Source organism: Agrobacterium sp. ST15.16.024 (assembly GCF_027956545.1).
Classification (GTDB): Bacteria; Pseudomonadota; Alphaproteobacteria; order Rhizobiales; family Rhizobiaceae; genus Agrobacterium; species Agrobacterium cucumeris.
Map to the genome: position 1 here is coordinate 1 of NZ_JAQKGO010000014.1, position 21,054 is coordinate 21,054.

21 protein-coding genes and 1 pseudogene are annotated in these 21,054 nt (G+C 62.3%); 21 read left to right on the forward strand and 1 reads right to left on the reverse strand.

Annotated features, from left to right (window positions below):
• From PL640_RS23875 to PL640_RS23930, 12 genes and pseudogenes are all read left to right on the forward strand, one after another.
• Positions 1–265 (forward strand): annotated as a pseudogene (locus PL640_RS23875) (hypothetical protein); the annotation flags it as partial.
• Positions 266–363: 98 nt separating this feature from the next.
• Positions 364–1,371, forward strand: a complete 1,008-nt coding sequence (locus PL640_RS23880; protein ID WP_012475967.1) for a class 1 fructose-bisphosphatase — start codon at positions 364–366, stop codon at positions 1,369–1,371.
• Entirely contained in the window at positions 1,372–2,412 is a 1,041-nt protein-coding gene (fba, locus tag PL640_RS23885; RefSeq protein ID WP_012475968.1) for a class II fructose-bisphosphate aldolase, read from the forward strand. It begins immediately after the preceding gene.
• 14 nt (positions 2,413–2,426) lie between these two features.
• Positions 2,427–3,179, forward strand: a complete 753-nt coding sequence (gene tpiA / locus PL640_RS23890; protein WP_077768138.1) for a triose-phosphate isomerase — start codon at positions 2,427–2,429, stop codon at positions 3,177–3,179.
• Positions 3,180–3,283: 104 nt separating this feature from the next.
• Complete coding sequence (locus PL640_RS23895) at positions 3,284–3,484, forward strand: helix-turn-helix transcriptional regulator (RefSeq protein ID WP_077768137.1); 201 nt, start codon at positions 3,284–3,286, stop codon at positions 3,482–3,484.
• A gap of 62 nt (positions 3,485–3,546) precedes the next feature.
• Entirely contained in the window at positions 3,547–3,975 is a 429-nt protein-coding gene (locus PL640_RS23900) for a helix-turn-helix domain-containing protein (protein ID WP_077768182.1), read from the forward strand.
• 50 nt (positions 3,976–4,025) lie between these two features.
• Positions 4,026–4,952, forward strand: a complete 927-nt coding sequence (locus PL640_RS23905) for a helix-turn-helix transcriptional regulator (RefSeq protein WP_077768136.1) — start codon at positions 4,026–4,028, stop codon at positions 4,950–4,952.
• Positions 4,953–5,250: 298 nt separating this feature from the next.
• Positions 5,251–5,427, forward strand: a complete 177-nt coding sequence (locus tag PL640_RS23910) for a hypothetical protein (protein ID WP_162854299.1) — start codon at positions 5,251–5,253, stop codon at positions 5,425–5,427.
• 178 nt (positions 5,428–5,605) lie between these two features.
• The gene (locus PL640_RS23915; protein ID WP_077768135.1) at positions 5,606–6,634 is read left to right on the forward strand and encodes a DUF3991 and toprim domain-containing protein; all 1,029 of its coding nucleotides are present in this window, start codon (positions 5,606–5,608) and stop codon (positions 6,632–6,634) included.
• 66 nt (positions 6,635–6,700) lie between these two features.
• Positions 6,701–7,306, forward strand: a complete 606-nt coding sequence (locus tag PL640_RS23920) for a DUF1419 domain-containing protein (RefSeq protein WP_012475973.1) — start codon at positions 6,701–6,703, stop codon at positions 7,304–7,306.
• A 12-nt stretch (positions 7,307–7,318) separates the two neighbouring features.
• Positions 7,319–7,720 (forward strand): DUF3085 domain-containing protein, encoded by a 402-nt coding sequence (locus PL640_RS23925; protein ID WP_012475974.1) that lies wholly within the window; start codon positions 7,319–7,321, stop codon positions 7,718–7,720.
• 118 nt (positions 7,721–7,838) lie between these two features.
• A complete protein-coding gene (locus PL640_RS23930) occupies positions 7,839–12,947 on the forward strand; it encodes a DEAD/DEAH box helicase family protein (RefSeq protein WP_012475975.1) in 5,109 nt (1,702 codons plus the stop codon).
• A gap of 375 nt (positions 12,948–13,322) precedes the next feature.
• Here PL640_RS23930 and PL640_RS23935 read toward each other — a convergent pair whose 3' ends face one another.
• Entirely contained in the window at positions 13,323–13,496 is a 174-nt protein-coding gene (locus tag PL640_RS23935; RefSeq protein WP_236771566.1) for a hypothetical protein, read from the reverse strand.
• 351 nt (positions 13,497–13,847) lie between these two features.
• Here PL640_RS23935 and PL640_RS23940 point away from each other — a divergent pair, with 351 nt between their 5' ends.
• The 9 genes from PL640_RS23940 (at position 13,848) to PL640_RS23980 (ending at position 20,689) form a co-directional block, all read left to right on the forward strand.
• On the forward strand, positions 13,848–15,599 hold the full coding sequence (locus PL640_RS23940) for a ParB/RepB/Spo0J family partition protein (RefSeq protein WP_012475976.1): 1,752 nt from the start codon (positions 13,848–13,850) through the stop codon (positions 15,597–15,599).
• A gap of 95 nt (positions 15,600–15,694) precedes the next feature.
• Positions 15,695–16,171, forward strand: coding sequence for a Nif11-like leader peptide family natural product precursor (locus PL640_RS23945; RefSeq protein ID WP_077768134.1), 477 nt, complete (start codon positions 15,695–15,697; stop codon positions 16,169–16,171).
• Positions 16,168–17,055, forward strand: a complete 888-nt coding sequence (locus PL640_RS23950; protein ID WP_012475978.1) for a DUF7007 domain-containing protein — start codon at positions 16,168–16,170, stop codon at positions 17,053–17,055. The genes PL640_RS23945 and PL640_RS23950 overlap by 4 nt, the downstream gene beginning before the upstream one ends.
• Positions 17,055–17,399, forward strand: a complete 345-nt coding sequence (locus PL640_RS23955) for a hypothetical protein (RefSeq protein ID WP_012475979.1) — start codon at positions 17,055–17,057, stop codon at positions 17,397–17,399. The genes PL640_RS23950 and PL640_RS23955 overlap by 1 nt, the downstream gene beginning before the upstream one ends.
• A 4-nt stretch (positions 17,400–17,403) precedes the next feature.
• Entirely contained in the window at positions 17,404–17,868 is a 465-nt protein-coding gene (locus tag PL640_RS23960; RefSeq protein ID WP_012475980.1) for a hypothetical protein, read from the forward strand.
• Positions 17,869–18,191: 323 nt separating this feature from the next.
• Positions 18,192–18,779 (forward strand): hypothetical protein, encoded by a 588-nt coding sequence (locus PL640_RS23965; RefSeq protein ID WP_012475981.1) that lies wholly within the window; start codon positions 18,192–18,194, stop codon positions 18,777–18,779.
• Between the two features lie 125 nt (positions 18,780–18,904).
• A complete protein-coding gene (locus PL640_RS23970) occupies positions 18,905–19,150 on the forward strand; it encodes a type II toxin-antitoxin system VapB family antitoxin (protein ID WP_077768133.1) in 246 nt (81 codons plus the stop codon).
• Entirely contained in the window at positions 19,150–19,554 is a 405-nt protein-coding gene (locus PL640_RS23975) for a type II toxin-antitoxin system VapC family toxin (RefSeq protein ID WP_077768132.1), read from the forward strand. Before PL640_RS23970 ends, PL640_RS23975 begins: the two co-directional genes overlap by 1 nt.
• Positions 19,555–19,759: 205 nt before the next feature.
• Entirely contained in the window at positions 19,760–20,689 is a 930-nt protein-coding gene (locus PL640_RS23980; protein ID WP_077768131.1) for an ArdC family protein, read from the forward strand.
• Positions 20,690–21,054 lie beyond the last annotated feature (365 nt).

Below are 21,054 nucleotides of genomic sequence, written 5' to 3' on the forward strand. Positions count from 1 at the left end.
CGAGACGATCGCCCGCGGCAGCCACGATCAGTCGAGTGCGCTGCAGGGGGTCAACTCGACCGTCAATCAGATGGACCAGATGACACAGCACAATGCGGCTATGGTCGAGGAAACGACGGCCGCGAGCCGCGAACTCGCCTCTCAGGCCGACAGCCTGCTGGCCCTGGTTCAGCAATTCAGGATCGAAGGAAATGCACGAGAATTTGGGTTCTCAAACGCCGAGGAGTTGTCGCACCAAAGACCGGCCAGCCAGAGCGCGGCGTGAGGTCGCCACCGAATTACATTGGCCGGACAGAACTGCGTCTGAAGCGGAGTAACGAAATCGGATCTCACTGGATTTACGAGACAGGTTGAAACATCGACATGACAATCACACCGGACATAGAACTTGGCGCTTATCTCCACGAGACGAAAGTCGATCCTGCCCTGGCAAGCTTGGTTGAAAGCATAGCAGCCTCAGCGATCGTTGTTGCCGATCACCTGAAGGAAGCAGCCTTTCAGAACCATATAGGCAGCTCCGGCACGACGAATGTCCAGGGTGAAGATCAGAAGCTCCTCGATGTCCTGGCCGATCGTGTGTTTCGCGAAACATGCGGCGAGGCGGTCTCGCTTGCTGCCTATGTTTCCGAGGAGGCGGAGGAGGTCACGTGGTTGAAACCTCCAGCCGCTGGCGACCTCATCCTTTACGTCGATCCGCTGGACGGCTCATCGAACCTTGAAGTCAACCTTTCCGTCGGTTCGATCTTTGCGGTGAGTCAGGTCCAGGCGGACGGCGACACCAATGTTCTACGCAAGGGGCGAGAGTATCTCTGCGCCGGCTATGCCATCTATGGCCCCTCGACGCTCTTCGTTATCACATTCGGCCTCGGCGTGGTCGGCTTCACGCTGGATCCGTCTGACGGGCAATTCAAACTGACCAACGCGCGCATGCGCGTGCCGACGGAAACGACCGAGTTTGCCGTGAATTCGTCGCGCCAGCGTTTCTGGGATGAGCCGATCCGACGCTATGTCGACGAATGCCTTGCGGGATCGGCAGGGCCGCGCGGACAGGACTTCAACATGCGCTGGACCGCCTCGATGGTGGCCGACGTCCATCGCATTCTGACCCGCGGAGGGGTGTTTCTCTATCCGGCGGACGAGTCCAATCGCCGCGCCGGCGGCAAGCTGCGCCTGATGTATGAAGCCAATCCCATGGCGTTCCTCGTCGAGGCGGCCGGCGGTGCAGCATCCACCGGAACCGAAGACATCCTTCGCATCCAACCACAGGCTCATCATCAGCGCGTGTCGGTGTTGCTCGGCTCGAGCAACGAAATCCAACGCCTGGTGCAATTTCACCAAATCCATCACTCGCAAGAGGAGATCGGCTCTTAAATGGCTCTCGTCACCCTTCGTCAATTGCTCGACCACGCCGCCGAGAACGGCTACGCCATCCCGGCTTTCAACGTGAACAACATGGAGCAGATGCTCGCCATCATGAAGGCTGCTGATCGTACCGACAGCCCGGTCATCATGCAGGCAAGCCGCGGCGCCCGAGCTTTTGCAGGCGACGCGACGCTGTCGCATCTGATCCGTGCGGCGATCGAGATGTATCCGCATATCCCGGTGTGCATGCATCAGGACCACGGCAATTCGGCGTCGACCTGCATGTCGGCAATTCTTGCCGGCTTCTCCTCGGTGATGATGGACGGTTCCCTCTCTGAAGATGGGCGCACGCCTCTCAGCTTCGAAAATAATGTCGCCGTCACGGCCAAGGTTTCGGAGATGGCGCATCTGGTCGGCGTCTCCGTCGAAGGAGAAATCGGCCATCTCGGCTCGTTGGAAAGCGGCCGCGGCGAAGCAGAAGATGGGCACGGCTTTGACGGCGAGCTCAGCCGCGACATGCTTTTGACCGATCCGGAAGAGGCTGCCGAGTTCGTGCGCTTGACGAAGGTGGATGCGCTCGCCATCGCCATCGGCACGTCTCATGGCGCTTACAAATTCTCCCGGAAGCCGGACGGCGACATCCTTTCCATCAAGCGCCTGAAGGAGATCCACGCCCGCCTGCCCGATACCCATCTCGTCATGCATGGGTCGTCGTCCGTGCCCCAGGAATTGCAGGAACTGATCAACGCGCATGGCGGCGAGGTCAAACCGACCTATGGTGTTCCGGTCGAGGAAATCCAGGAAGGCATCCGCCACGGCGTTCGCAAGGTGAATGTCGACACCGACCTTCGATTGGCGTTCACGGGGGCGATCCGCCGCGTCTTTGCCCTTCATCCCGGGGAGTTCGATCCACGCAAATACCTCGCCCCGGGCATCGAGGCGATGGCAGCGGTCTGCGGCGACCGATACGAGCAGTTCGGCGCCGCCGGACATGCCTCCGCCATCAAGCCCTTGCCGCTTGCCGAGATGGCGAAGCGATATAGCCACTAACCGGGGGCAAGAACTTGAGTAACACTCCCCGCCGGCTCATCGTCGGCAACTGGAAAATGAACGGGCTTACGGCCGATCTCGCCGAGATCGAAAAGGTCGCCTGGAACATCGGCGAGCTGAATGCGGATGTGGCTATATGTCCTCCGGCAACGCTCCTGCAATCCGCCGTGAGGATAATCGCCGGAAGCCGGCTTCTTCTCGGTGCCCAGGATTGCAGCGCTCAGGAAGCTGGCGCCCATACCGGCGACATATCCGCCAGGATGATCGCCGATTCCCGCGCCCGCGTCGTCATACTCGGTCATTCCGAGAGGCGGCAATATCAGGGCGAGACGGACGCGATGGTCAGGCGCAAGGCCGAGATTGCGGTGAGCGCCGGCTTGATGCCAGTAATTTGCGTCGGTGAGACAGAAGCGGAGCATCTCCGCCAGGAGACGCTTACTGTCCTCAAAAACCAGCTGCAGGGTTGCCTGCCCGCCGAAATGAACGAGCTCGCCTTGGTCATAGCTTATGAGCCGGTCTGGTCGATTGGGACCGGTCGGCTGCCCGAACAAAGCGAAATTCTCGCCGCCCATGCCTGCATCCGATCCAGTCTGATCGATGCCTATGGATCGATCGGTGCACAGCTCAGGATCCTCTATGGTGGATCCGTCAAACCTGAGAATTCGGCCGAGATTCTTGCTCTTGAAAATGTCGACGGTGTTCTGGTCGGCGGCGCCAGTCTGCGCGCGGAAAGCTTTCTTCGGATCTGCGAGGCAACCGGGAGGTAGGTCACCAGTCGTTCCGCTGCGGAAGTCAGGGGCAAACCCATCGGGCGGATCGTTCGCCCTGTTGCTCGAGGATGAAAATAAACACCAACGAAAGCAGGTTGGTCATGGAACATTGGATGCTTTCGCCCATCGAAAAGACCTGCCTTCGATGGGTGTCGATGGGAAAGACTGTTGATGAAATCGCCCTGCTCCAAGGCAGAAGCGTCATTGAAATCGAAAGCTATCTCGAGCAAGCGCTTGCTGCACTCGAGGCGAGTTCGATGCAGGAGGCTCTCGAGAAGGCAAGCCTTTCGGAGCCCGACTGATGTTGGCCGCAGGGCGGCGAGCAGCAAACCCACGACCTTTCAACGACAGGGATGGCGATGAAATGACCAATCATGTGAACAATCAGAGCAAGGCCAAAGCGCCGAGCCCGATCGATGTCGAGGTGGGAGCAAGCGTGCGCGGAATGAGCCAAAGCACACTCGCCGAGGCTTTGGGCGTGACGTTCCAGCAAGTCCAGAAATACGAGAAGGGCACGAACCGCGTCGGCGCGAGCCGTTTGCTCAATGTCGCCACTCTGCTCGGTGTGCCGGTGTCGTATTTCTTCGACAGCCAGAGCCGTGATGGAAAACCCGATGGGCTGACAGGCACCGGCGCCGAGATGGAGCTCAGCGCCTTCCTCGATACCGACGAGGGGCGAGACCTCAACGTCGCCTTCGCCAGGATAGCAAGGCCGGCACTGCGCCGTCAGGTCCTATCCCTCGTCAAGGCCATGGCCGCGACGGATGTAAAGGGTTCCCGCGGGAACGCCTAGTTTGGTGCCGCTCCGGTTATGCGGCGAAACTCAACTCCTGGAGATGCCCATTGCAGCATGCTGCACTCCGACATGGCAACATCGCGCAGGCCGGCCCGGTTGGTCAGCTGGATCGCGATCACGTGTCTTGCGTCGGGGACAGCCATTACATCGTCGGCCGGTTCCACGCCTGGAAAGGAAAGTGCCATTCAGCCCTGAAGCTGGCGTTCGATGGCGCGCCAGACGCTTATTTGCTTTACCTGCCCCTATCCACCACGCCTGGGACACGTTCGGGGGCACTGCGCCTTTCGACGGCACAGGCAGTTGGTTTTCTGGAGGATCTCGCTCAGTTCGATGAGCTGACCCCTCATGAACATTCCAGCTATATCGGCCTCTCCTTCGCAAAGTCGGCGATGGTGCAACAGGTCAGTGAACTCTTGGATGGGCCTGTCACGGCAGACCTTCATTTCGACCGCATCGTCGATCTGACCACCGAGAAGGGTCTGCGGCTGGCCGCACTCGGCCATCTCGTATGGAGCTGTCTTAATCTTTCCGACGCGGATCGATTGGCGCCGGCTGCCATCGAGCGGCTGTTTGAGTCGACGATGATCGCACTTCTGGAGGTTGTTCCCAATAGCTACATGCCGCGGCTCGAGCGGCCGGTCTCGCCGGCGGTGCCCCGGCAGGTGAAACGGGCGATCGAGTATATGCATGCCAACCTGTCGCAACCTCTCACTGTTGCGTCGATAGCCAGCGAGACCGGTACGAGCGTCAGAGCATTGCAGGTCGCCTTCCAGCGGTTCAAGGGCACAACGCCTTTGGGCTATCTCAAAACGATCCGCCTCGAAGCAGCGCGCCGAGCGCTGGTCGACGATACCGGCTCGCGGTCGATCGCCGACGCGGCACGCAGTGCAGGGTTCACCCATATGGGGCGGTTTGCGGCCGTCTACTATCAGGCTTTTGGCGAAACGCCGTCGGAAACGATCCGGACGAGATAGATTGCCAGTCAACGGCAATGTCGAAAGCGGAAACCATCTTCGTGTTGCGGAAGTCAGCCGCGAAACTGGCATGGTATGAAATGCGTGCGCGAACCGTTCATCTCCCCCGGAAGCAGCCCAATCCCGCTCTTTTGTGATGGCGTCCTGGCCCGGCGCCGGATCTTCCACGATCAACCCGTTAAGGGTCCGCTAGCAAGCTGCGGCCGCTTCGGCTTCGCCTCGCGGTGATCGCGCCCGTCGCCGGGCCTTTTGAGGAGCCATCGAGCGGGATTGGCCCGCTCCCGCAGGAGCCTCTTATATGTCGCACGATCTTTCCCTCGCTCAGTCCCACGCCTTCCAGCTTTCCCGCGACCTGATGGTCCCGGTCACCGTCTTCGAAGTCGACGGCGAATATGGCGTCCTCCCTTCTGACGAGATCGACGCCGGTGACGCCCTTGAGATCGTCAATGAGTTCTTCCCCTGGCCGGCTCATTGAGCCGGCCGCCAGTGCCTTCGGCGTGCCGCTTGCGCGCGGCAGGCCGCAAGGGAGGCTGCGCCGCGGCCGGGTATTGCATGATCCGACAATTGTCAGCCGCGCCCTTGCGGCCTTTGCTCTTCGCGGCGGGTGGAGCGCGCCTGCGAAGCGACGGGCAAGAAAGGCAATGAGGAAAAGCATGGACAGAAAGGAAATAGAGGCGCTGCGCGACCAGGTGAGCTGCGCGGCTGTTCTTGAGCAGGCGGGCTTCGCCATCGATCTAAAGGAGAGTACCCGGCGGGCGGTGAAGTTCCGCCGGTCGGGCGAAATTATCATCGTCACCCATGACGGTCGCGGATGGTTCGATCCGCTCGGCGATGCGAAAGGCGATGTGTTCGGACTTGTCGAACATCTCGATCATGTTGGCTTTCTCGAAGGCGCCGGAAGGGTCGCCGGCCTTGTTGGTTTTGCGATCACGGAGCCGGAATGGCAGGCGCCGAGGCCTGACCGAGACCTCGATCTTTCTTTACCCGAGCGTTGGCAGGCACGCCGCCGGCCGTGGCCCAGCTCGTCGACATGGGCTTATCTGAACGGTGAGCGCTTCCTTCCTGCCACTCTGCTCCGAGCCACGATCGGGCAAGACCGTCTGCGGGAAGGCCCGCAAGGCAGCATGTGGGCAGCGCACACCGACAATGCCGGAGTTGTGACCGGCTGGGAGGCGCGCGGTCCTGAATATCGGGGATTTGCCTCCGGTGGAACGAAGGTCCTCTTCCGTCTGGGACCGGACCCAGCGTTGCGCCTGGCCGTGACGGAAGCTGCGATCGACGCCATGAGCCTTGCCGCCATCGAGGGGCTGCGCGATGGAACCGTGTATCTCAGTACCGGGGGCGGATGGTCGCCGTCGACGGAGGCGGCGCTTCGGCAGATGGCCTCGCGAGCAGATAGTCTCCTCGTCGCCGCGACAGACGGCAATCCGCAAGGAGAGATGTTTGCCGAGCGCTTGCGGGCGCTCGCGGATACCGTCGGCTGCGACTGGTCGCGGCTCCGCCCGCCCGAGGAGGATTGGAACGAAACCCTGAAAATCAGGGAGAAAGAAAAGAGGGAAAGGAAGGAAGGCGGCGTGCCGCATTCGCGCCGCCCGCGTCAAGGGAAGCTTCGCCCGGGCGAGCCGGCCCTTGACCCGGCCGGTCGCGATGCCGGCGGCCCGGGAGGTGTCATGAAGGACTGAAGAGGATGGCAAGGTCGGAAGGACAGTGCCGCACTTCGGTCCGGAACCATCTCCAAGGAGCCGCAGATGTATCCCTCTCCCGCAATCCGCAAGGTCTTCCACGGCGTTGCCTCACGCCAGCAAATGTTCCGGATGTTCGATCGGCACGCTCAACGTCCGAACCGTTGGGACGGTGACGCCTCGCTCCTCTATTCCGGCGAATGGTTCGAGATCGCCGAGACCGAGCACGACTATATGTTCGAGATCCTGCCACCGCTCTGGATCCGCGGGTCGATGTTCGCCATGCGCGAGTATCTGACGGGTTCGGTGACATCAGTGTTCTTCGCATTGCGCATCGATGGTGTCATCCGACATTTCCACGGCTATTGCGATCTATCGGACAAAGGCGCCGTCGAGCGCATGCGCGTGGCAATCATCGAGCGTGAGAGCCGGCCGGTGCGCGCCATGACGCGCGAGGAACGCCTGGAGCATATCTGGAGCATCACGGCGGACGACTATCGTGGCTATGCCGGCGATCGCTGGGACGAAGCTGCGCGCGGCAAGCGCACGATCATGCTCTACGGCGGCGCAGTGGGCAGCACTCTGAAACTGCTCGACGAGCTGACCGACGACGAGATCGCGGCGAAGCTGCCGGTGCAGCTGCGCCACCTCCCCTCGCCGATTGCCGCATGAGGGAGGCACACTATGCTTTCCTTCCCGCTTACATCCGTCCGCGAGGTCGTCGCCCGCAGTCGTGCCGACGCCGAAGCCAATGGCGGCTTTCGTAACCCCTACTACGGCCTGCGCCCTGGCAAGGACGAGAAGCCCGGCCTCTGGCTCGTCGGCGACCAAGGAGTCTACCTCCTGTCGAACGGCAAGCTGCCCGATGGCGCCAAGCCTTTGGTCGTTTATGCCGAGGAATGCGATCCCCGCACCAATGACGACTGGTTCGCAGTCAAACGCCGGACATTCGGCGGCGATGACGGAGTCGATTTCGTCGATGCGGAACAGCTCGAAGCGATGATGGCGGCCGCGCCGGAGGCGACGCACCTGCGTATCGCATTCCTTCAGGACTCGATGCAGCTCTTCCTGGTCGCGAAGCCCTAGGCAATTCGCGACCAGTCCGGCCCGTTTGGCCACCTATCCCAAACCCTTGAGCTCCCTTTAATCCCCGCAAGTGCTTCCCGCGGGGTGATGACGCTCGCCATTTTCCGAGGAAACCTCCATGAGCAACGATCCCTTCACTCTCGACATGTTCGGCAGCAGCGCGCTGTCATCAGGCCTCGGCCTGGGCGTCACACCGTTCGGCGGCTTCGATACGGTCGCGGCCAACGACGATGACCCGGAACCGACGCCGCCCTCTCCCTCCCCGGCCTTGCCGGCCGCGGCGATAGAACGTCCGGCGCCCCGGCGCCAGGGCAACCGGTGCAACTTCTACCTCGACGATGCGGATCGGGGCTTGGCCGGATCCTGGAAGGATCGCGCTCGCGCCAATGTTGCGGCGATCCTGATCGCGAACAACATCGAGAAGCAGGATCGGCCAGCCAACGCGAAGGAGCAGGCGCAACTCATCCGCTTCACCGGCTTCGGCGCCAGCGAACTGGCGAACGGTATGTTCCGCCGCCCCGGCGAAGTCGATTTCCGGGCCGGGTGGGGCGAGCTCGGTGGCTCGCTCGAAAGTGCCGTTTCAGATGCCGACTACGCGTCGCTCGCCCGCTGCACGCAATATGCCCATTTCACGCCGGAGTTCATCATCCGGGCAATCTGGTCGGGCTTGCAGCGCCTGGGCTGGTGTGGCGGCCGCATGCTCGAGCCGGGTATCGGTACGGGCCTGTTTCCGGCTCTGATGCCGGCGGCCTTTCGCGACAGGACCTTCGTCACCGGCGTCGAACTCGATCCCGTCACGGCCCGGATCGTCAAGCTGCTGCAGCCTAAGGCCCGCATCATCAATGGCGATTTTGCGCGCGCCGATCTGGCGCCGATCTACGATCTCGCCATTGGCAATCCACCCTTCTCCGATCGCACCGTCCGGTCTGACCGGACCTATCGCTCACTCGGTCTCAGGCTGCACGACTACTTCATCACCCGTTCGATCGACCTGCTGAAGCCCGGCGCGCTCGCCGCGTTCGTCACCAGTTCCGGCACGATGGACAAGGCCGACGCGACCGCGCGTGAGTACATCGCCAAAACCGCCGACCTGATTGCCGCGATCCGATTGCCGGAGGGGAGTTTCCGCCGCGATGCTGGCACGGATGTCGTGGTCGACCTTCTGTTCTTCCGCAAGCGCAAGGTCGGCGAACCGACAAGCGATCTGTCATGGCTCGATCTCGAGGAGGTGCGGCCCGAAAGCCAAGACGAGGGCGCAGTTCGCGTGAACCGCTGGTTTGCAGAGCATCCTAATTTCGTCCTCGGCGATCATGCCCTGACCTCCGGACCGTTCGGCGAGACCTATACATGCCAGCCACGCGCTGGCGAGGACCTGCAGGCGGCTCTAAAGAACGTCGTTCGCCTGCTGCCTGAAGGCCGCTATGACGGTGAGCCGACCGCAATCGACGTCGACCTCGAGGACGAGCTCGGCGAGATCATCGATCTTCGCCCCGGTGACGCCAAGGTCCGTGAGGGTAGCTTCTTCATCGATAACAGGCACGGCCTGATGCAGATGGTGGACGGCGCACCCGTGGAGGTCAAAGTCCGCAAGGGGCGCACCGGGGACGGCATCCCGGAAAAGCACGTCGGGATCATCAAGAAGCTGATCCCAATCCGCGACGCGGTGCGTGAGGTGCTGAGGGCCCAGGAGCAGGATCGGCCGTGGCGTGATCTGCAGGTTCGCTTGCGCATCGCCTGGTCGAGCTTCGTGCGTGATTTCGGTCCGATCAACCACACCACCGTCTCGATCAGCGAGGACGAGGAATCCGGCGAGGTGCGCGAAACGCACCGCCGTCCAAACCTGCAGCCTTTCCTCGACGATCCCGATTGCTGGCTGGTCGCCTCGATCGAGGACTACGACCTCGACACCGATACCGCAAAACCGCGCCCGATCTTTTCCGAACGGGTCATCGCGCCGCCTGCGCCGCCCGAAATCACCAGTGCGGCGGATGCGTTGGCCGTGGTGCTCAACGAACGTGGCCGCGTCGATGTCGAGCATATCGCCGAACTGCTGCACAGACATGCCGATGCCGTCGTCGACGAGCTCGGCGATGCGATTTTCCAGGATCCCGCCGATGGCTCCTGGCAGACGTCGGATGCCTACCTCTCCGGTGCGGTCCGCACCAAGCTTGGTGTCGCCGAAGCTGCCGCGGCACTCGATCCAGCCTACGAGCGTAACGTCCGCGCGCTTCAGGCAGTCCAACCCGCCGATCTTCGCCCGTCCGACATCACCGCACGTCTCGGTGCGCCCTGGATTCCGGCCAGCGACGTCGTCGCCTTCGTGAAGGAGATGATGGGTGCCGAGATCAGGATCCACCATATGCCGGAATTGGGCAGCTGGACGGTGGAAGCACGGCAGCTTGGCTACTGCGCCGCCGGCACATCGGAGTGGGGCACCAGCCGCCGTGATGCCGGCGAGTTGCTCGGCGACGCGCTGAACAGCCGTGTTCCCCAGATTTTCGATATCTACAAGGATGCCGGTGGCGAGCGGAGGGTCCTGAACGTCGTCGATACCGAGGCGGCGCGCGACAAGCTGCAGAAAATCAAGGAAGCCTTCCAAAACTGGGTTTGGACCGATCCGGATCGCACCGACCGGCTGGCGCGGGTCTATAACGACCGGTTCAACAACATCGCGCCTCGAAAATTCGACGGATCGCATCTGAAACTTCCCGGCGCCTCTGGCGCCTTTGTTCTTTATGGGCACCAGAAACGCGGCATCTGGCGGATCATCTCCTCCGGATCGACCTATCTCGCCCACGCCGTCGGCGCGGGCAAGACGATGACGATGGCGGCCGCGATCATGGAACAACGACGTCTCGGCCTGATCGCCAAGGCGATGCTGGTCGTCCCTGGTCATTGCCTGGCGCAGGCGGCGCGGGAATTTCTGGCACTCTATCCCAATGCCCGGATCCTCGTCGCCGACGAGACCAACTTCACCAAGGACAAACGGCTTCGCTTTTTGAGCCGGGCAGCGACCGCGACCTGGGATGCGATCATTATCACGCACTCGGCCTTCAGGTTCATCGCCGTGCCGTCCGCCTTCGAACAACAGATGATCCACGATGAGTTGGAGCTCTACGAGGATCTGCTGACCAAGGTGGACAGCGAGGACCGCGTGTCGCGCAAGCGCCTCGAGCGACTGAAGGAAAGCTTGCAGGAACGGCTGGAAGGGCTCGCGACCCGCAAGGACGATCTGCTCACAATCTCCGAGATCGGTGTCGACCAGATCATCGTCGACGAGGCGCAAGAGTTCCGCAAGCTTTCCTTCGCGACCAACATGTCGACGCTGAAGGGTATCGACCCGAACGGCTCGCAGCGCGCCTGGGACCTCTATGTGAAGTCCCGGTTCCTCGAAACGAAGAACCCGGGCCGCGCGCTGGTGCTCGCCTCCGGCACGCCGATCACCAACACACTCGGTGAGATGTTCTCGATCCAGCGCCTGCTCGGCCACGAGGCTCTCGCCGAGCGCGGCTTACACGAATTCGATGCCTGGGCGTCCTGCTTCGGCGATACGACGACCGAGCTGGAGATCCAGCCGTCCGGCAAATACAAGCCGGTCAGCCGCTTCGCGAGCTTCGTCAATGTGCCCGAACTGATCGCCATGTTCCGGGCTTTCGCCGACGTCGTCATGCCGGCGGATCTCCGCGAATACGTCAAGGTGCCTGATATCTCCACCGGCCGACGGCAGATCCTGACCGTCAAGCCGACGCCGGCGTTCAAGGCCTATCAGCAGATCCTCGATGCCCGCATCAAGGCGATCGAGATGCGCGAGGGACCGGCTGAGCCCGGCGACGATATCCTGCTCTCGGTCATTACCGACGGTCGCCATGCGGCGATCGATCTCCGCCTCGTGATACCGGCCAACGACAATGAGGAGGACAACAAGCTCAACCTCCTCGTCCGCAATGCCTTCCGCATCTGGCAAGAGACGAGCGACGATACCTACGTCCGGCCGGACGGCAAACCCTTTGACCTGCCCGGCGCCGCGCAGATGATCTTCAGCGATCTCGGCACGATCAACGTCGAGAAGACCCGCGGCTTTTCCGCCTACCGCTGGATTCGCGACGAGTTTGTGCGGCTGGGCGTTCCCCCGTCCGAAATCGCCTTCATGCAGGACTACAAGAAGACCGAGGCCAAGCAACGGCTCTTCGCCGACGTGCGCGCCGGCCGAATTCGGTTCCTGATCGGATCGTCGGAGACGATGGGAACGGGCGTGAACGCTCAAGCGCGGCTGAAAGCGCTGCATCACCTCGATGTGCCGTGGCTGCCGTCGCACATCGAGCAGCGCGAAGGCCGCATCGTCCGGCAGGGTAATCAGCACGATGTCGTCGACATTTTCGCCTATGCGACCGAGGGCAGCCTCGACGCTTCCATGTGGCAGAACAACGAGCGCAAGGCCCGCTTCATCGCCGCCGCGCTCAGCGGAGATACTTCGATCCGCCGGCTCGAAGACTTCGGTGAAGGGCAGGCGAACCAGTTCGCCATGGCCAAGGCAATCGCCTCCGGCGACGAGCGGCTGATGCAGAAAGCGGGTCTCGAAGCCGATATCGCGCGACTGGAACGGTTGCGCGCCGCCCATGACGATGACCAGTATGCGGTGCGCCGGCAGATGCGCGATGCCGAGCGTGACATCGAGACGTCGACCCGCCGCATCGGCGAGATCGGCCAGGATATCGGTCGGCTCGTTCCGACCGCCGGCGATGCCTTCGCGATGACCGTGCTGGGCAAGCTTCACCATGAGCGCAAGGAAGCCGGTCGCGCGCTGATGAAGGAGGTTCTCACGCTCCTCCAGCTCCAACAGGAGGGCGAGGTTCACCTCGCATCTATCGGCGGTTTCGATCTTGTCTATGAGGGAGAGCGCTTCGGAAAGGGCGACGGCTATCGCTACGCCACCACGCTCCAGCGCACAGGCGCCGCCTACGAGATTGACCTTGCGGTCACAGTGACACCGCTCGGCGCCATCTCCCGCCTCGAGCATGCGCTCGACGGGTTCGAGGAGGAACGCGAGCGTTATCGCCATCGCCTCGATGATGCGCACCGGCGGCTCGTCTCCTATCGCTCGCGCGAAGGCGGCACTTTCGCCTTCGCCGACGAACTTGCCGAAAAGCGCCGACAGCTTCGTGACGTCGAGGACGCTCTTGCCGCCGCGTCAGTTCAGAACGACGCCGCCTCGGCGGAGTCTGCTTGAATGGAATCGCGGTTTTGATGCGACGCAGCATTTGCATAGCTGCATTGCACAATATTTGCTTTCCTTCCGACCGAAATTTGAGCATAGTGCTCACAGCTGATGCACATGGCGGTTTTCCTCCCAGTGCCGCCGCAGCAGCTGTTCCCCTCTGGAGGTTTAAATTACCTTCATACCTATAGGGCCCGAGTTTTCTCGTGGCCCTCTTTTTTTGTCCTGATTTCCGTTCATCGAAGCGACCCCTACGACGGTCATCCTCGTCGCGGTTTTCCCCCGCTCAGGTAATCACCTCGACGCGCTCCATCTTTTCGATCAGCCGCCCGCTCATATCCTCCGGGTCGTTCAGGACGGTCACGAAGTCGGAGAGGCTCGGATTCTTCAAACCGACTTTGTAGATCGCAACCCCGCTTCGACATTCTCGTCCATGGCCTTCAGCCCCTCGAAATGTCGGGAGGCCTCCTGCCAGGCGAGCCCCAAAGTCTCGGTGAACGCAAGGATCTCGTCTGTTCCCGGAACGACCTGATAGGCAAATATCTCTTTTGTATCGTGCATCGAAACCTCCTTGAGCTGCGACAGCCTAAGGCGCGTTTCCGGTTGCTGTGAACTATCAAAAGTGTGAGCGGCAGTTTCCGGAAGGAGGGAGGACAAAAAGAAGGAAGAGGGAAAAGAAACCGGTCGCAGATCGGTCTTCCAGTCGCCGCTTGCGCTCAACCGCCGCCTGCGCATCCCGGCCACTCGTCCCGCGCAGGGCTGTTAGCCCCGCTCGGACATCGCAGCAGGGACGCTCGGCCGCAGTTGCGCCGGGCCGCCCGCCCCGCGGTCCGGGAGGTGTCTTCGAAAGAAACGAAGACAGGAAGGACCGGCAAGCGAGCCGTGTCCCGCATCTCGGAAGAGGAAAATCCCATGCACATCATGAAGGTCGATCCGCGCTCGTTGAAGGACAACCCGGACAATACTCGTCAGTCGAAATCCACCCCGCAGGCTGATGCGCTGCTGCTCGCGACCATCAAAGCCGTCGGCATCATCCAGCCGCCCGTCATCTTTCCGCAAAGCGATGGCGGAAACGGCTACGTCATCGAAGCCGGCCATCGGCGGACCCGCATGGCGATCGCCGCGGGCCTTGAGGAAATCGAGGTTCTCGTGGTCGAAGCCGCTAACGATAATGGCGCCATGCGGTCCATGGTCGAGAACATCGCCAGGGAGCCGCTCAACCCCGTCGACCAGTGGCGCGGCATCGAACGCCTGATCGCACTCGACTGGACCGAGGAAGCGATTGCGGTCGCACTTGCCCTCCCCGTCCGGCAGATTCGCAAGTTGCGGCTGCTCGCCAATGTCTTTCCGGCGATGCTCGACCAAATGGCGCTCGGCGACATGCCGAACGAGCAGCAGCTTCGAACGATCGCGGCGGCACACCTCGATGAGCAGAAGGAAGTCTGGAAGGCGCAGAAGCCGAAGAAGGGCCAGCCTGCCACGTGGTTCCAGATCGCCAACGCGCTGAGCAAGACCCGCATGTACGCAAAGGATGCGAGCTTCGGCGACGATCTCAGGGAAGCCTATGGCATCGAATGGATCGAGGATCTGTTTGCCCCTGCCGATGAGGACAGCCGCTACACCACCAACGTCGAAGCCTATCTCGGCGCCCAGCAGGAGTGGATGACCAACAATCTGCCGAAGAAGGGCGTGATCGCCGAGGTCACGCAATGGGGTGACGTAAAGCTGCCGCAGAAGGCCAGCCGCGTTTATGGCAAGCCAGGCAAGGGCGACCACACCGCAATGTACCTGGATCGGAACGGCAAGGTTCAGACCGTGCATTACCGGATGCCGGAGGAGAAGAAGACGGCGGGCAAGAGAGCGGTCGTTGGAGGTGGTGCCACCGCTGGCGACGATGTGATCGACGCGCCGAAACAGCGTCCGGATGTCACGCAAAAGGGCCACGACATGATCGGTGACCTCAGGACCGACGCGCTGCACGAAGCGCTCGCTCGCGCGCCGATCGAGGACGACACGCTGACGGCGCTCCTCGTGCTCGCCTTCGCCGGCTTGAATGTACGGGTCGACTCCGGGGCAAACGACACCGTCTTCGGCACGAAGCGGTTCGCTCGCCATGCGGTTCGGTTGCTCGACTCTGACGGTAAGCTGTCCTTCGAGATCGACACGTTGCGGGTTGCCGCCCGCTCGATGCTGGTCGATGTGCTCTCTTGCCGCCGCGGCATGTCGAACAGCGGGATCGTGTCACGTATCGCCGGCGAGGCCATCGGCGCCGATGGATATCTCCCGAACATGGGCACCGAAGATTTCCTGCTTTGCCTGTCGCGGGCGGCGCTTGAGGCGTCGTGCAAGGACACCCCGGTTCTGCCGCGCCCGAAGGTCCGCGAGACCCGCGCAGCACTCGTCGAGCACTTCAAGGAAGGGCACTTCGTCCACCCGGCAGCCCTGTTCGCGCCCGATCCGAAGGAACTTGCCGACCTGATCAAGAAAGGCGAGATCGTCGAAGAGGAGGACAGCGTCACCACTGAAGAAACGAGCGATGGTCTTGGCGAACTCGCGGACGACAGCGCCGCCGGCGAGGCCGCCGAACTTGACGCCCCCGATCCGGAGGCCGACGACGGGGCTCCTGACGAGGACGAAACCGCCTACGGCATTGCGGCCGAATAGCCTCCCTTCCCTTCTCATCCGATCGACAACCGCCGCCGGCCATCACCGGCGGCGGCTTCGTTTCCATGAACCGCAGAATTCCAAGGAGATGTCTTATGTCTGCGTCCCTGATCTACGACCTCGCCCCGATCGGCTCCATCGTCGCCTGGTCCGACGGCAGCCCTCGGCCGCCCGAGCGTTTCAAGAAGAAGCTGGCGGCCTGGCAAACCCGCAACAGCAAAGGCCGCCTGATCCGCAAGGAGGGTCCGCGCCAATCCGGAAATTACGCCTCGCCCGGGCATTTCACGCTGCATGAGGCTGATTTCGGCGGAAAGAATACCGTCGTCATGCGCATTCACCGAACCTTCGGTCTCGATTCCGATCTCGCCTTCAAGGTTCTCGAACGCCCCGCACTCGGTTCTATCCGCCTCTTCGATCGCGCCGGTGCGAACGCGGAGCTTGTCCATCTCGCCGGCAATCACGAGGCGGCGGTGGCCTGGCTGAAAGAGCATGGATACCCGAATGCCATCCTCGAAGAGGTGACCGCCGACGAGGTCGCGGCGGCTCATGTCGAAGGGAGGGTTGCCGCATGAGCACGCCCGATCTTCAACACGACAGGGTTCCTACCGCCGACGACTCCGCGGTGAAATTCGGCGTCAGCGCGGACGGCTTTCCGGTCGCCCGGATCGCCGATACCTTCCTGGCAATGGTGCCGGCGCGCGATGGCGCCAGCTTCCTCGCGAGCGCCTGGCGCCTCACTCGCCCGCTGTCAGAGCTGACGCGGGAGGATTTCCACGGTCACGAAGGGCGCCTCGAAGATGAGACAGCGTTCCGCGCGCGCGTGTTCGAGACCGCGCGGCACAGCCATGAACTATCCGCGCTCGGGCGGATCCAGAGCCGCATGGCAGCGACTACGCCATGGGGTCTGTCGCAGCTCGCGACGATCTACGCCGAGGGGATCGTCTCCCATATGACCGCCGGTCATGGCGGGTTTCATCTGTCGGCCGAACGGAATGCCCGCGTCCTTCCGATGCTGCGAAAGTCCTTGCCCTGGTACGAGGAGGACGCAGAATGGGCGATTGTCGCCCTCACCTTCCCAGATCTCTTCACGTCCTACGAGCGCAAATGTGCCGATGAGACGATCCGCAATAGCTGGCCGTCCGCCTGGGAGGCGATCCACGGCCGCGAACTCCAGCCCGGCCAATCCTGGACAAAGGACCGGGAAGCCTTCGAGCGCAAGCATGCCGGCGACTGGATCGTGATCTCCGCGATCTTTTCCAGCCGCCATGCCGACATGACGGAGGTCATCGCCACGCGAGGCGGCCGGCGCGATGGGCGGGTGGAGGAGATGCGCTTTCTCGTGCCCCGCGCCGAGTATGCCGCGCGCGACCGCTTCGGTTTCGTCATCGATCCTGACCGTCATAATCCCTGTGACGGTCCTTCCAGTTTTGTGGGGTGGCAAGGGAGGGATGCGTGATGGCTGCAATGCCAATCCACCATGCGCAACTGGCGCGTATGGAAGAAGCGCGGCGGCAGACGCAGCGCCAGCTCGAACTGATCGATCGCCAGGTCTTGCGCCGGATAACATCGATCCTGCCACAGCTCGCGCGCCGGCAAACCGGATATCGGCGCGGAAAGGCGCCGGATACGGGCTTCTTCCTCGAACGTTATCGCAACAATCTCGCCGCCCTGACAGCGGAGCGTCAGCCGGAAGTTGACGCGCTGACACGAAAGTTGGCTCGGCAGGATGCAGCGATAGCCGCCTTTCGCAAACGGTTCGAACCCGTTGGCGACGCGGCTCAGCCACGAGCGGAGGTCTAGCGACATGGGTACGATCGGAGACCTCGAACGGAGCGCCGGCATTGGGCCATCGTCCGCGGAACGCACCGCGTTCTGGCAGCAGTTCCACCACCTCAACGGAAAGGCGTGCCTCGACGCGGGCGTTGCGGAGCTTAAACGAATGATCGCCGCGAGGGAGGAACAGGCTGACGTTGCCTCGAGTAAGCAGCGCGCTGTTCCGAAGCGCGAAAGACTTCCTCCTTTGAGCGGTGAACAGGAAGCCGCGCTCCAGGCCTATGCCGCAAGACACGGGCGTCGCTGGAAGAGCATCCTGAACAACGTCTGGATGGGTGGCGCGCCCTATGACGATGGCGGGACACTCCGCGGTCTTCGAAACACGCACGGTCCGAGCTGGCTGCAATATTATCGGCTGCCCAAGCCGAAACCCTCGGCCGAGACCATCATCGCGCCAATTGAGCGTGCGGCGAGTTCGGGAAGTGACGACGTATAGCGTCCCGGCAGCCATCTTCCTTTCAGTACCTGGTTGGACCAGACCCCGTGCCGATTTGCCCTTCGGTTTTGCTGCGGTCTGAACCAGCGGCCGTTCGCTTCAAGGCCGCTATCCGCGCCGCCCGGCGGCCGGAGGCGCCGTCCCTCACGGAGCAGGCTTGCGGGCCTCGCAGGGCAGGATGCCCCGCTTGCCCGCAAACCGGCTCCGCTCAGCCTGTCGTCTCCGGACCTTGAAGCGCCCGTCTTCCGCCGGTTCGGGGCGACCGCACCGAAGGGCAAATCGGCACGGGGCCGGAGCCGCTTCGAGGTTGAAAGGAAGAAATCATGGCAAAGCCCGCTACCTCCCCTCGTCAATCCGCTCGCGTCGTGGCTCTGCGCAAAGGCGCAACCGTCGAAATGGTCCGGCTCACATGCCCCGACAGTGCCCAGGCGCTGAAGATCGCCGAGAGCTTCGGAACCGCGATCGTCGACAGCGACGGAATCCGCGATCTCCATGAGCGTCTGATCTCCGAGACGGCCGATGCTCTGAGCGATGGTCTCGGCGAAAAGGCCATGCAGATCCATCTGCAGCGGATCGTCGGCGCCTTCGTCGGCTCGGCGCACGGCGCAGGCCAATTCTATAGCCGCGCCGTCACCGAGGCACGCGATGCCACGGCCAAGGCTGCCAACGACGCCCGCGACGAGGACCTCGACGGCCCTGTCGGCTACGACAGTGCTGCCCAGCGCAGACGCGAGTTTGCCGCCGACATGGGCGTGCAGGCTCATGCGCTTCGGGTGGCCGCGGAGGGCGCCGTTGCAGCCTACAAGCAAATCGTCGGTGAGGCCTGGAAACCCTTCGATCGGCCCGTCGAAAACCCAGGTCACTCTCTTGATCGCAAGGCGGCCGAAGCACAGATGTCGGCCTTCGACTGAGCGCTTTCGGGCGGGGCTCCGGCCCCGCCTTTTTCCATGTCGGGAAGCAAGCGTGCCTACGGCCTTGGAAAAGGTCGCCCGATGATCTACATTATTTTCGAGATTTATCTACATGGAGACGACCCATGCCGATCAACGTCAACAATCCGGAAGCGGACGCGCTGACGCGCAAGTTCGCCGAAATGGCCGGCGTCGGCATTACCGACGCCATCGTCATTGCCATGCGGGAGGCGATCGAGCGTCGCAATCGCGCGGAGACGCCACTGCAGACTGCTGCGCGGCTGCGGGAAAAGCATGGGGTCGCGATGAGCGACGACGTCCGCAAGCCTCTTCCTCCTGAAGCCTTCGACGAAATGTGGGATGACGCCTGATGTTCGTCGATGCCTGCGCCATCATCGCGCTTCTCTCTGATGAGCCGGAAGCGGCGCGCGTCTCCGACGCCGTTGCTTCTGCCAGACATCCCTTCACATCTCCGGTCGCCATTCTCGAAACAGTCCTCGGCCTTGCACGGCCCGACAAGTTCAATCTTCCAGTGCCCGCGGTCGAAACGATCGTGATGGAATTCCTCGAAGCGCGGGAAATCGAGATTCGCGATCTTCCGCCCGCATCCGAGACGACGAGGCTCGCCCTTGTCGCTGCTCACCGCTATCGCAGCGGCCGCCATGGCCTGAACCTCGGCGATTGCCTGCATTATGCCTGTGCCAAATTCCATGGCGTGCCGATCCTCGCCACTGCGGATGAGTTCAGGTCGACCGACCTCGAAACAATTCCTTGAATCTCCTGAAGCAGTGACGCCGAGATCGGCCCGTCGCGAACCCGTCCGGCTTTTGGTCCTGGCGGAGCGAGGCGTTCGGGCAACGGCTTCGCCGTCCTCCACGTCCGTTCCGGCCTTTCGGTGCCCTCACCCCTTTCCGCTCCGCACTTTGGACCGCCGTGACGGGGTCGCGATCGGCGCGACCTCCTTGAATTGGAGGTTTGAAATGAGCAGGAAGGACGAAGGCCAGCGGGCCGACATCTACACGCGGATCACTGACAAGATCATCGAGGATCTGGAGAAAGGAGTTCGCCCATGGATGAAGCCATGGAACGCCGCGAACACGAACGGTCGTATCACCCGGCCGCTTCGCCACAACGGTCAGCCCTATTCCGGCATGAATGTGCTGCTGCTTTGGTCGGAGGGCCTGGCCCGTGGATATTCCTCGCCGATGTGGATGACATTCAAGCAGGCGCTTGAACTGGGATCGGCCGTGCGGAAGGGCGAGACCGGCTCGACCGTCGTGTTCGCGAGCCGCTTCACGAAGTCGGAGACCGACCGCAACGGCAACGATGTCGATCGGGAAATTCCCTTTCTGAAGGCGTACTTCGTCTTCAACGTTGACCAGATCGACGGTCTGCCGGACCACTATTACCATCGGCCGACACCGGTCCTCGATCCGATTGAGCGGATCGAGATTGCCGATCGCTTCTTCCGCGACACTGGCGCCGTCATCCGGCATGGCGGATCGCAGGCATATTATTCGCCGGTGACCGACCACATCCAGATGCCGCCGTTCGAGACCTTCCGGGATGTGGAGTCCTACTACGCGACCCTTGGACATGAGGAAATTCATTGGGTTGGAGCCAAAGATCGTCTTGATCGCGATCTGTCGCGCTACGCGAAGGACCGGACGGAGCGCGCCCGCGAGGAATTGATTGCCGAACTCGGCAGCTGCTTTCTCTGCGCGGACCTCGGGATTGCTCCAGAGCTGGAGCCGCGACCGGATCACGCCTCTTACCTTCAGTCGTGGCTCACCGTTCTCTCAAATGACAAGTGGGCGATCTTTCAGGCGGCAGCGCATGCGCAGCGTGCAGTCAGCTATCTTCACGGTCTGCAGCCGTCCGCGGAAGGTGCCGACAAGGCGGCGGCATAGGCGTGCTTTGAATCAGGGACGGTCGCCAGTACCGACGGCCGTCTCTCTGATTGGCTCTGGTTCGGTTTGCGGATGCTGGTTCAGGGTGAGGTCCAACGTGCCCCAGATCGATGACTTCGTGGCATCGGACTTGGGTTTGCGAGACGGCTTCCTCTCGACGATGAACGGTTTTGTCTGCTGACGCATAAATCCTCCTGGGCGACGAATCGCGCCTGAACGATATCGCGCACGCCACCGAACACAACAGGCTGTCATTCCAAGTTTCATACCGACGGTTTCGACGGCATGCCGTCGCCATTCGCGACAAAAGGATTCCCACCCTCCCCCGCCTGTCCAGGTTGTTTGTAAGGAAAACACTTCGCCAC